The sequence below is a fragment of the Nocardia sp. XZ_19_385 genome (assembly GCF_015355755.1).
In the GTDB taxonomy this organism is placed as follows: domain Bacteria; phylum Actinomycetota; class Actinomycetes; order Mycobacteriales; family Mycobacteriaceae; genus Nocardia.
The window spans coordinates 278,086-288,383 of the sequence record NZ_JACVEE010000002.1 but is presented as its reverse complement, the minus strand read 5'-3'; the positions used below and the strand labels follow the sequence as shown (position 1 = coordinate 288,383).

Sequence of the window (10,298 nt, the reverse complement as noted above, 5' to 3'; positions counted from 1 at the left end):
ACCCAGCTCCCACCAGGAAGGCAACCCCACTCATGACCAACCCGTTCGACGACCCGGACGCCCAGTTCTACGTCTTGATCAACGACGAGGGCGAACACTCGCTCTGGCCGGTCTTCGCCGCCATCCCCACCGGCTGGACCATCGCGCACGGCGTCGCCACCCGCACTGCCTGCCTCGACTACGTCGAAGCGCACTGGCTCGACATGCGACCTGATTCGCTGATCGCCGCCATGCACCCCGAGACCACCTGAATAGCGGGGCGCGCCGGCCACATCCCCCCTTGCCACCGGCGCGCCCCGCACCCCGGGCGACCCTCAGATGAGCGTCTTGCTCTTGCGCATTCGGCGGCGCACGTCCGTGACCAGGGAGTAGCTGGGGCTGTGCCGCAGGAAGCGGGGGATGAAGCGGTTCACGAAACCGACGAAGACGAACAGGTGCTCGAAGCGCCGCTGGTCGGCGGCTGTCCACTCGACCTGGAGTTGTGCGCGGAAGTGCGGGGCCAGGAAGCCGATGGTCAGGAACTTCAACAGGTTCCGGAACGGCAGCCGCAGATACCAGTGGATCATCCGCAGGTTCAGCAGATCGTCGAGGTAGGAGCGCACGTAGTCGTCGAGCACCGCGTGCCGGCTGGCCTCGTTCCAGTAGACGTCGAAGTCGGCCCGGGTGGCCGGCCACATATCCTCGGTCACCTGCAGGGTGGTGCCCAGCGTGGACGAGGTGCGGTAGAACGCCTCGGCCTGCTCGTCGCTCATGCGGCCGTGCAGCAGCTGATAGGTGTCCTCGAAGCCGATGTAAAGGCTTGCGGCGACCCATAATTGGAGATCGCGGTCGAAGGCGTTGTACTTCACCGCCGCGCCGGGGGCCGAATGTACCTGGCGGTGGGCGACATTCACGGCGTCGCGATAGGCGAGCCGCTCCTCCTCGGTACCGAGGATCGCCACGGCCAAATATTGGGTGGTGGTGCGCGCCCGCTTCCACGGATGTTTCAGCAGCGAACCGGATTCCACTTTGCTCTCGGCCACGCCGTAACCGACACCGGGCCGCGCCATCTGCATGACCACATTGGCGGCCGCGCCGGCGAAGGCCCAGAAGTCGAGCGCATCGGACAGCCGCAGCGGCCGCTTGGTGATCGGGCGGTGCGCCGAGCTGATCTGGATCCGGGTCTGATCTTTGGTCAGCGGTTCGAGTTCGCGGTGCTCAGTGGACCGGGCGACGGCTGTCATGATGAGTCCTATGTTACTAGTAATTCTCAGTCGTTGATCGGCACTCTACCGGCTTATTCAGCACTACAGCGCGAGAATCCTGGAACTAAGTATGCTCAAGTTCTTCCTAATTCGACTGTGTCGTGCGTAACATACCGAGCCATGCCCATGCTCCAGAAGCTGGATCGCCTGTTCAGCTACGAGATGAAGGTCTCCGAGTTTCTCGGCACCCTCATCCTCCTCGGCATCCCCTATGGCCTGATCGGCTTGATCTGGACGCTGACCCACACCAGTCACCTGAAGAACATGCACGGCATCGACGTCGTCGTCTCGTTTCTCGGTTCGATCGTGTGCTGGCCGGTGCTCACCTTCTCGAATGTGTATATGACCTGATGATGCTGCTGGTCCGGCTCATCGACATCTTGGTCATCGTGATCAAGATCCTCGGTGGGCGTATGAAGGTCAATCCGGTGCTGCGCCTGGGCCTTTGGCTCGCCGTGCTGAGCATGGCCGCGGCTGGGCTGGCGGCGGTGGGCTTCGGTCTGGTGCTGCTGGAGCAGGAACTGAGTGGGGGAGCATGACGATTACCGAACGGCCACCGAAACAGACCGATCTCGAACTCGCGCTGCGTGATCTGCGGGGGCTGTGGCAGCGGCACCCGCAGCGGTCGCTGGAAACCCTTGGGCGCCAGGTGATGCTGGGTCGTGACGCGGTGATCGAACTGTTCCGCGCGCTGGCCGCGCGTCGGTTCCCGTATCAGGAATTCATCAAGCAGTGCGCGTTCATGTCGAACGTCTCCGCCGCGCCCACGGTGGTGGTCGCGATACCCATTGCCGTGGTGGTGTCGATTCAGGTCGGCGCGCTGGTGAATCAGGTCGGCGCGACTACGTTTATCGGCGCGGTCGCCGGGCTGGGCATCATCCGGCAGGGTGCGCCGCTGGTGACCTCGCTGATGATCGCGGGTGCTGTGGGTTCGGCCATCTGCGCGGATCTGGGCTCGCGAACCATCCGCGAGGAGATCGACGCCATGCGGGTGATGGGCGTGGATCCGGTGCGCCGCCTGGTCGCGCCGCGGCTGGTGGCGGCGGTGCTGGTCAGCATGCTGCTGTGCGGGTTCGTCGTGTTCGTCGGCTTCGCGACGTCCTACATGTTCAACGTCTACGCCCAGTCCGGCACGCCGGGCTCGTTCATCGCGTCATTCGCGTCGTTCGCCGTCGCCAACGATCTCATCGTCGCCCTGGTGAAGGCGGCGATCTTCGGTGCACTCACTGCGATCATCGCCTGCGACATCGGCTTACACGCCAAAGGTGGGCCCGGTGGTGTCGCGAACGCGGTGAACTCGGCGGTCGTCACCTCCGCGCTCATGCTGTTCGCGACCAACATCATCCTGACCCAGCTGTACAACACCCTCTTCCCGACCAAGGTGATCTGAGGTGGGCAGCAGATACACCCCGCCCGCGCTGCAGCCGTTCCGGCTGGCCGGCGCGGTCGCCGGGGCGCCGTACCGGGCGAATCAGCGGCTGGGCCATCAGGCCATCACCTTCTTCCGGGCACTGGCCGCGATTCCCTTCGTGACCAAGCACTATCGCAAGGAAGTGCTGCGCCTGACCGCCGACGTCGGCTGGGGCAACGGGTCGCTGGTGGTCGGTGGCGGCACCGTCGGCGTGGTGATAATCCTGTGCGCGTTCGGCGGCATCACCGTCGGCATGGAGTCGTTCACCGCGCTGAACCTGCTCACCATGGGCCCGCTGACCGGCGCGATCTCCGGCTTCGCGACCACGCGCGAACTCGCCCCGATCCTGGCGACCCTGGCCTTCGCGATTCAGGCGGGCTGCCGGTTCACCGCGCAGCTCGGCTCGATGCGGATCTCCGAGGAGATCGACGCGCTGGAGTCCATCGCCATCCGTCCGCTGCCCTACCTGGTGAGCACCCGGATGATCGCCGCGACGCTGACCATCATCCCGCTCTACACCGTCGGCCTGGCCACCGCCTACCTGGCGACCAAGCTGTCGGTGCTGTTCCTCGGCGGCACCTCGGCGGGCACCTATGACCACTATTTCTTCCAGTTCCTCATCGGACCGGATGTGTTCTTCTCGATCCTCAAAGTGGTGGTGTTCGTGCTGCTCGCGACGTTCATCCAGTGCTACTACGGCTTCGTCGCCAGCGGCGGACCGGAAGGCGTCGGGGTGGCGGCCGGGCAGGCGATCAAGATGGTGATCGTCGTCATGGTCTTCGCGAATTTGTTCATGACCCTGGCTATCTGGGGTATCGATCCCGGTTTCCGGATCTCGGGATAGGGGCCGGAGATGTTGCTCGATCCCAGTGGCCGGGGCCCCACCGCCCGGCATCTCACGCTCGCCGGTATCGCGATGGTGCTGGCCTTCGCGGTGGCGCTCGCATTGCTGATGCTGCGCTACAACGGGTACTTCGACAAGAAGGTCCCGGTAGTCGCCGAATTGACCAGTACCGGCGACGGCCTGCCCGAACATGCTGACGTGAAGTTCCGCGGCATGGTGGTCGGCAGTGTCGCGGACGTGGAGGTGGTCGCCAAGGGGGCACGCCAGCGCGCCAGCATTCACCTGAAACCAACTGTCGCGCACACGATTCCGGCGAACGTCACCGCGCGGCCCATCCCCAGCAACATCTTCGGTGTCACCGCGATCGAACTGGTCGACAACGGCTCCTCACCGGCCAAGCTGGCAGCGGGTGCGATCATTCCCGAAGACACCAGCCTCGGCACCACCCAGTTGCAGACCACGCTGACCGTGCTGCGCGACGTGCTCGACAATATCCAGCCGGAGAAGCTCGGCCGGGTGCTCGCCACCTTGGCGGCGGCACTGGATCCCGGTGCACGCGTACCGGGTTCGACGATCGAGCGGCTCGACAACTGGCTGACTCAGATACACGCCACGCCGGGCATCGGGAACCTGCTCGGTGACCTGGGCCGAGCGACAACAGAACTGAGCCGATCCGCACCGGAGCTGGTCGGGGTGCTGGCCGAATCCGTGACCGCCGCGCGCACACTCACCGAAGGCCGGGCCAATCTGATCGCGCTGCTGTCCAATGCGAGCAACACGATCGATTCGGTGAACGGCTTGTTCGCGGCGAATCCGAACTCCGCGAAGGAACTGGTGCCCGGACTGGATCAGCTCTTCGGCAGCCTGGCCCAGGAGACGGACGCGATTCCCGCCACCGTGCGCAACCTGAACGCGGCGCTGGCCAGGCTGGCCACGGTGTTCCACTTCGGGCCCAGCAAGCAGATGGTGTGGGCGATGGACGTGAGCTTCACGCCGTTCCAGCAGTACACCGCGCAGGATTGCCCGCGCTACGGCGAGGTCGCCGGTCCGCGCTGTGGTGGCTCCTCGGTGCCGGAAGTCGCACCGGCGCAGGAGTATCCGGCCCAGCTGGCGCCGCGGTGGCTCGATGCCGCCGGTCCCGCGCCGGTGCCCGCGGTCCCCGGGCTGCCTGGTGTCTCGATCCCAGGTCTGCCGGGCATCGCCATCCCCGGCCTGCCCGCTATTCCAGGGCTGACAGCGCCCGCGGCGGACAACGGTGCCGCTCCGGGTGTGCGCCCGATCGCGGCCGGTCGTGGTTACGCGGGCGTCGCCGCGATCGTCGGCGGTCAGCCGACCGCCGCGCAATTGCTGCTGCTCACACCGTTGCTGGCGGGCGGCAGTGTCACCGTGTACGAGACCTCGGGGGGTAACCGGTGAAATCCGGGAAGGCACTGATCGGGTTCAGCCTGTTCGCGGTGCTGGCGATCACACTGACCTACACCATCTGGTCCACCCTGCAACGGTCGGTGCCGGGGGACACCAGCACCTATTCGGCCACCTTCTCCGACGTGATGGGTGTCCGGGTGGGCGACGACGTTCGCATGGCGGGTGTCCGGGTCGGCCGGGTGGACAAGATCGATTTCGAGCCGGACTACAAGGCGCGCATCGACATCCGGATCCAGTCCCGGCAGCGGCTGAGCACCTCGACCAAAGCGCTTGTGCGGTATCAGAATTTGATCGGGCAGCGCTATATCGCGCTGACGCCGGGCAAGGAAGAGGGGCAGCCGCTGCCGGCCGGCGGGCATATCCCGTTGGAACGCACCGAGCCGTCCTTCGATGTGTCCTCGCTGCTTTCGGGTTTCGAACCACTGTTCAGCGTGCTGCAACCGGATCAGATCAACTCGCTGTCGGAAACCTTGATCCAGGCCTTGCAAGGTGATGGCGTTTCGCTCAGCACCCTGATCACGCAGGCAGCGGATCTGGCCGCCACCTTCGGCCAGCGTGATCGCATCCTCGGTGACGTGATCGGCAACCTGAGCAGTGTGATCGCCGGATTGGCCAATCGCACGCAGGAACTGGAAACCCTGATCACGCAATCACGCGCTCTGGTGGAGGCGCTGTACGCGGAGGGCGAATCGTTGAAGCACTCCGTCGATCAGGTCGCGCAGTCCACCAATTCTCTTGTTGCCCTGATCGATCAGGTGAAGCCGGATCTGGCGCGGGCGCAGGACGATGCCACTACCGGTGTCGCGCTGCTGCTGCTCAACGGCGCCGCGCTGGACAAGGCGGCGGTGCAGTTGCCCGCGTTGCTCAATGCCCTGGCCCGCTTCACCAGTTATGGCGGCTACGCCAATGCCTATATCTGCCGCCTCGATGTGTCGCTGTGGGGCGTGCTGCTGCCGCCCGGACTGATTTCGCAGATCGGCGGCGAATCGCAATCGGAGGTGTGCCGATGAGGATCCGGGTACCGCGTTATTCGGAGAACCGGCCGCTGTGGCTCGGTGTACTGGCGGCGGTCGCCGTGGTGGCGCTGCTGGCGGGGTCGAGCGCACTGTCGCAGGCCCGGGTCAGCGACAAGACGATTCAGGCCGAGTTCGCGCAGGCCGCGGGGCTGCGGGCGGGCGCGACGGTGGACGTGTCGGGGATCGAGGTCGGCGCGGTCAAGGCGGTGCGGCTGGTCAACGACAAGGTGATCGTCGAGTTGCGGGTGCGCCGGGATCTGCGGCTGGGCGCGAACGCGCGTGCCGCGATCAAGATGTCGACGATCCTCGGGCGGCTGCACATCGAGCTCACACCTGGTGACGGTAAAGGGCTGCCGGACAACACGATCCGGCTGGCGAACACGGCCGTGCCCTACAACCTCGGCAAGGTCATCCAGGACCCGCAGTACAAGCACTCCTTCGAGCGGATCGAACGCATCGACCCGGTGAAACTGCGCCAGTCCCTGGATCTGCTGGACCGGCAGATGGGTGACTCGCCGCAGCTCACCGTCGCCGCGCTGGACAGTATCGGCGCGCTGGCCAAGGTGATCAACGACCGCCGCGACGAGGTCGACTCGCTGCTGAAGAACCTGGACGCGGTCTCGCAGCTGGTGTCGGACAACCGGAACAGCGTGCTGCTCTTGCTGACTCGCGGTGAGGCGATCGGCAACGCGGTGGCGCTGCGCCAGAACATGTTGCGCCAGTTGCTCGACAACGTCGCCCAGCTCTCTGGTCTGCTGCAGGAGATGGGGATCGAGAACAACGGTCAGCTCGGCCCGCTGATCCAGAACCTGAACACGATGACCGAGGGCTTACAGAAGAACCGGGCGAACCTGGACCGGCTCTACGAGATCATGCCGGTGGCGGTGCGCCAGTTCAACAACGCGCTCGGCAACGGTCCGTACGGAGATGTCTGGGCCCCTTGGGTTTTCCCGGACAACTGGCTGTGTTTCGCGCAAGCGGTTCCGGGGTGCAACTGATGGTCAAAGTGGTGAAACTGGCCGTGCTCTGCGTGGCCGCGTCCGTGGCCTCGGGGTGCTCGCTGCTGCCCGAGAGCCTGAGCAAGCTGCCCGAGCAGTATCTCGGCGAAAGAATGCACATCAGTGCGGATTTCGAGAATGTCGCCGGGCTGTACGCGGGCAACGAGGTGGCGATCCTCGGTGTGCCGGTCGGGCAGGTGGACACCGTGGTGGCCAAGGGCAGCTATGTCCAGGTGACCATGTCCATCGACAAGGACGTGCCCGTCCATGCCGAGGCAATCGCGGCACTGGTCTCGCCGCAGCTGATCACCAACCGGCACGTCGAGCTGGCGCCCGCCTACACCGGCAGCGGGCCCACACTCGCCGACGGCGCGCATATTCCGCTGGCGCGCACCAGGACTCCGGTCGAACTCGATCGGATCCTGCAGAACTTCGATCAGCTCGGCGCGGCGCTGAAGGGCGACAACGAGAACGGGCCGATGGCCAGCCGGGTGCTGTTCCCGCTGCTCGACGGCAACGGCGACCGGCTCGCCCAAACCCTGGACTCGTTGTCCGCGGCGTTCGAGGTGTCGCTGGCCAACAAGGATCAGATCGCCAACACGATCATCAAGCTCAACGAGATCACCCAGATCGTGGCCGGCAATGATCAGACCGTGCGCGATTTCAGCGGCCGGCTGACCGAACTCGTGCAGCTGATGGGCGACCAGTCACCGGGCCTGCACGCGGTGCTCACGCAGTTGAACGATTTCGTCGCCAATACCTCGGCGGTGGTCGGCCAGAATCAGGATCAGCTGGCCGGTGCGCTGAGCCGGTTCGTCACCATCACCGAGCAGATGCGCGCGAACGCGCGCGGGCTCACCGAGATCGTGGACGTCACACCGCTGTTCTTCCAGAACCTCTCCAATGCGATGAGCACCGAACATCGGGCGCTGCGCCTGCACGGACTGCTCGACAAGGCCGTGCTCGACGGTGAGGCGCTGGCGCTGTTCTGCGAGCGCATCCAGATGCGCCTCGACGGCTGCCGCACCGGCAAGATCCAAGACATGGGGCCCGACTTCGGGCTCACCGCCGCACTGCTGGGGATTACCAAATGATCAGGCGAATCTGCGCGGCGCTGCTCGTCGCGAGCGCCGCCTCCGGGTGTGCGGTCACCGTCGACAACGTGCCCCTGCCCAAACCGGGCATCGGCGCGCCCGGCTACACCATTCACGCCACCTTCCAAGACGCGCTGAACCTGCCGGACCGCGCGCACGTGAAGATCGGCGGCACCGACATCGGCGTGGTCACCGGCATCGACACCATCAACTTCGTCGCCGACGTGGAAATGCTGATCCGCGAGGACATTCGGCTGCCCCGCGGCACCATCGCCGAGCTGCGCCAGGCCACCCCGCTCGGCGACATCTTCATCGCGATGACCCTGCCCGCGGCACAGCCGAACGCCGAAATCCTGAAAGCCGGTGACACCATCGGCACCGAGCACACCGCCGCGGGCGCCTCGGTGGAACAGCTGATGGTGTCGATCTCCATGCTGCTCAACGGCGGTGGGCTCAATCAGGCCGCGAAGATCACCGCCGAGATGAACTCCATGGTCGGCGGTCGCGCACCGCAGCTGGCGCATCTGCTCACCGAAATGAGCAGTGTGATCACCGCGCTCAACCAGCGCACCGGCGATATCGACAGCATGCTGAGCGGCCTCACCGTACTCACTGGTGAATTGGCGAAGCGGAAAGCCGAACTCGGGCAGGCCGCGGACACCTTCCCCGGCCTGCTCGGCTTGTTCGCCGCGAACAACCGGGATATCGCCCAGCTGATCAGCAAGGTATCGGTGACCATGGCCGCACTCGGCGACTTCACCGAAACCACCGGACCGGAGTTCGTCAGCCTGTTCGACAGCATCCAGAAGCTGATGTCCGGATTCACGCAGATGGGTGACGAACTCGGGCAGGCGCTCGAGCGGTTCGATCAGTCGTATCCCTCGATCATGGCGTCCTTCCAGGGACCGGCGCTGTCGGTGGCGGCGACGGTGTCGTTTCTCAGTATCGGTGCGCTCACCGACCCGGCGGGCAGCCGCGCACCGGAGCTCGGCGATGTGCCCGCGTTCGTCGGCAGCCTCGCGCAAGTGCTCGAGAAGGTGATCGGCCGATTGCAGAGTCCGCCGCAGCAGGACGGTCCGCGATGAGAATTCCGTTGTGGGAGTGGCTGGTTCGTCGCCGAGTCGCGGTCGCCAATGTCGGACTGGTCCTGGTGCTCATTGCCGGTTCGGCCTATCTGGCCGGGGCGGTGCTGCGGTTCGATCCGTTGTCGAACAGCTACTCGGTGACCGTGGAGCTGGCGAATTCCGGTGGGCTGCTCGCGAATAACGATGTCACCTTCCGGGGTGTGCGGGTCGGCCGGGTCGGCGAGGTGCGGGTATCGGGCGCCGGCATCGCGGCGGTCGCCGAAATCGAGGGCAGCGCGAAGATCCCCGTCGGCGGCGTGGTGGCCGTCGGCCGGTTGTCGGCAGCCGGGGAGCAGTATCTGGACTTCCGGCCCGATTCCGACACCGGTCCGTATCTGGCCGATGGGTCGGTGGTCGACATGTCCGCCACCAAGACGCCGGTGACCGTGCAGTCCGTGCTCGCGAACATGAGCGGTCTGATCGGTGGCATGAACCCGCAGCGGCTCAATGTGATCATCAACGAGCTCGACAAGGCGCTTGCAGGCGGTCCGGATCGCTTGCGCAACATGATCTCCGGGATCAGCCGCGCCATGGCCGGGCTCAACGACCTGCTGCCGCAGACCCGGCAACTGATCGAGAACCTCGAGGTGATCGCCGAGACCACCTCACACGCCCAGCCCGACCTCACCACCCTGACCACCGGCGCGGGCGCGCTGTTCGAGCAGCTCACCGCCGCCGATCAGGAGGTGCGGGCCTTCCTGGAGCTGGCTCCCGGCCAGCTCGCCACCCTCGGCGGGTTCATCCAGGAATCCCACGACCCGATCACTAACCTGGTCACCAACTTCGTCGCGATCACCAAGGCGGCGAAACTCCGCGCCCCGGCCATCGCGACCCTGTTCCCCGCACTCCGCGAAGGATCGGCCGCGCTCGGTATTCCGGTCTGGGACAACGCCTTCCACACCCTGGTGGATCCCTGGCCGCGACCCACCTGCGACTACGACACCATCCCCGTCGTCCCGACCCTGGCCACCACCGATACCCGGGTGCGGCTCTACAACTACTGCGTCACCGACAACCCGGCCCTGCAGGTCCGCGGCTCGGCCAACGCACCCCGGCCCAACGTGCCGGACAACGGCTCCGGGCCGCCGCCCGGTGTGACCGGAAATGAACTCTCCCAGCCCGTCCCCGGCAGATAGGAACGA

General features: G+C 65.7%; 12 protein-coding genes. 11 read left to right on the top strand and 1 reads right to left on the bottom strand.

Features of this window, described 5'->3' with window-relative positions; translation table 11 throughout:
• Window positions 1–32: 32 nt before the first annotated feature.
• Window positions 33–251 carry an MbtH family protein gene (locus tag IBX22_RS14000; RefSeq protein ID WP_194816020.1) on the top strand — a complete coding sequence of 73 codons (219 nt, stop codon included), beginning with the start codon at window positions 33–35 and terminating at the stop codon, window positions 249–251.
• Between the two features lie 63 nt (window positions 252–314).
• Here IBX22_RS14000 and IBX22_RS13995 read toward each other — a convergent pair whose 3' ends face one another.
• A complete protein-coding gene (locus IBX22_RS13995) occupies window positions 315–1,223 on the bottom strand; it encodes an oxygenase MpaB family protein (RefSeq protein ID WP_194816019.1) in 909 nt (302 codons plus the stop codon).
• Window positions 1,224–1,370: 147 nt separating this feature from the next.
• On the opposite strand from IBX22_RS13995, the gene IBX22_RS13990 reads away from it, so the two are divergent.
• The 10 genes from IBX22_RS13990 to IBX22_RS13945 are packed head-to-tail and all read left to right on the top strand — an operon-like array spanning window position 1,371 to window position 10,292.
• Window positions 1,371–1,595, top strand: coding sequence for a hypothetical protein (locus IBX22_RS13990; RefSeq protein ID WP_194817670.1), 225 nt, complete (start codon window positions 1,371–1,373; stop codon window positions 1,593–1,595).
• A complete protein-coding gene (locus IBX22_RS13985; RefSeq protein WP_194816018.1) occupies window positions 1,595–1,783 on the top strand; it encodes a hypothetical protein in 189 nt (62 codons plus the stop codon). Before IBX22_RS13990 ends, IBX22_RS13985 begins: the two co-directional genes overlap by 1 nt.
• Window positions 1,780–2,634: an ABC transporter permease gene (locus IBX22_RS13980; RefSeq protein WP_194816017.1), complete on the top strand. Its 855-nt coding sequence runs from the start codon at window positions 1,780–1,782 to the stop codon at window positions 2,632–2,634. The genes IBX22_RS13985 and IBX22_RS13980 overlap by 4 nt, the downstream gene beginning before the upstream one ends.
• Window position 2,635: 1 nt before the next feature.
• Complete coding sequence (locus IBX22_RS13975) at window positions 2,636–3,499, top strand: ABC transporter permease (RefSeq protein WP_194816016.1); 864 nt, start codon at window positions 2,636–2,638, stop codon at window positions 3,497–3,499.
• A gap of 9 nt (window positions 3,500–3,508) precedes the next feature.
• Complete coding sequence (locus tag IBX22_RS13970) at window positions 3,509–4,915, top strand: MlaD family protein (protein WP_194816015.1); 1,407 nt, start codon at window positions 3,509–3,511, stop codon at window positions 4,913–4,915.
• Window positions 4,912–5,934: an MlaD family protein gene (locus IBX22_RS13965; protein ID WP_194816014.1), complete on the top strand. Its 1,023-nt coding sequence runs from the start codon at window positions 4,912–4,914 to the stop codon at window positions 5,932–5,934. Before IBX22_RS13970 ends, IBX22_RS13965 begins: the two co-directional genes overlap by 4 nt.
• Window positions 5,931–6,938 carry an MCE family protein gene (locus tag IBX22_RS13960; protein ID WP_194816013.1) on the top strand — a complete coding sequence of 336 codons (1,008 nt, stop codon included), beginning with the start codon at window positions 5,931–5,933 and terminating at the stop codon, window positions 6,936–6,938. Before IBX22_RS13965 ends, IBX22_RS13960 begins: the two co-directional genes overlap by 4 nt.
• Entirely contained in the window at window positions 6,938–8,032 is a 1,095-nt protein-coding gene (locus IBX22_RS13955; protein ID WP_194816012.1) for an MCE family protein, read from the top strand. The genes IBX22_RS13960 and IBX22_RS13955 overlap by 1 nt, the downstream gene beginning before the upstream one ends.
• Window positions 8,029–9,117, top strand: coding sequence for an MCE family protein (locus tag IBX22_RS13950; protein ID WP_194816011.1), 1,089 nt, complete (start codon window positions 8,029–8,031; stop codon window positions 9,115–9,117). Before IBX22_RS13955 ends, IBX22_RS13950 begins: the two co-directional genes overlap by 4 nt.
• Window positions 9,114–10,292, top strand: coding sequence for an MCE family protein (locus IBX22_RS13945; RefSeq protein ID WP_194816010.1), 1,179 nt, complete (start codon window positions 9,114–9,116; stop codon window positions 10,290–10,292). The genes IBX22_RS13950 and IBX22_RS13945 overlap by 4 nt, the downstream gene beginning before the upstream one ends.
• Window positions 10,293–10,298 lie beyond the last annotated feature (6 nt).

Coding starts and splice junctions, on each gene's coding strand:
- IBX22_RS14000 (WP_194816020.1), top strand. CDS start 33: ATGACCAACCCGTTCGACGACCCGGACGCCCAGTTCTACGTCTTGATC.
- IBX22_RS13995 (WP_194816019.1), bottom strand. CDS start 1,223: ATGACAGCCGTCGCCCGGTCCACTGAGCACCGCGAACTCGAACCGCTG.
- IBX22_RS13950 (WP_194816011.1), top strand. CDS start 8,029: ATGATCAGGCGAATCTGCGCGGCGCTGCTCGTCGCGAGCGCCGCCTCC.
- IBX22_RS13980 (WP_194816017.1), top strand. CDS start 1,780: ATGACGATTACCGAACGGCCACCGAAACAGACCGATCTCGAACTCGCG.
- IBX22_RS13970 (WP_194816015.1), top strand. CDS start 3,509: ATGTTGCTCGATCCCAGTGGCCGGGGCCCCACCGCCCGGCATCTCACG.
- IBX22_RS13955 (WP_194816012.1), top strand. CDS start 6,938: ATGGTCAAAGTGGTGAAACTGGCCGTGCTCTGCGTGGCCGCGTCCGTG.
- IBX22_RS13960 (WP_194816013.1), top strand. CDS start 5,931: ATGAGGATCCGGGTACCGCGTTATTCGGAGAACCGGCCGCTGTGGCTC.
- IBX22_RS13985 (WP_194816018.1), top strand. CDS start 1,595: ATGATGCTGCTGGTCCGGCTCATCGACATCTTGGTCATCGTGATCAAG.
- IBX22_RS13945 (WP_194816010.1), top strand. CDS start 9,114: ATGAGAATTCCGTTGTGGGAGTGGCTGGTTCGTCGCCGAGTCGCGGTC.
- IBX22_RS13990 (WP_194817670.1), top strand. CDS start 1,371: ATGCTCCAGAAGCTGGATCGCCTGTTCAGCTACGAGATGAAGGTCTCC.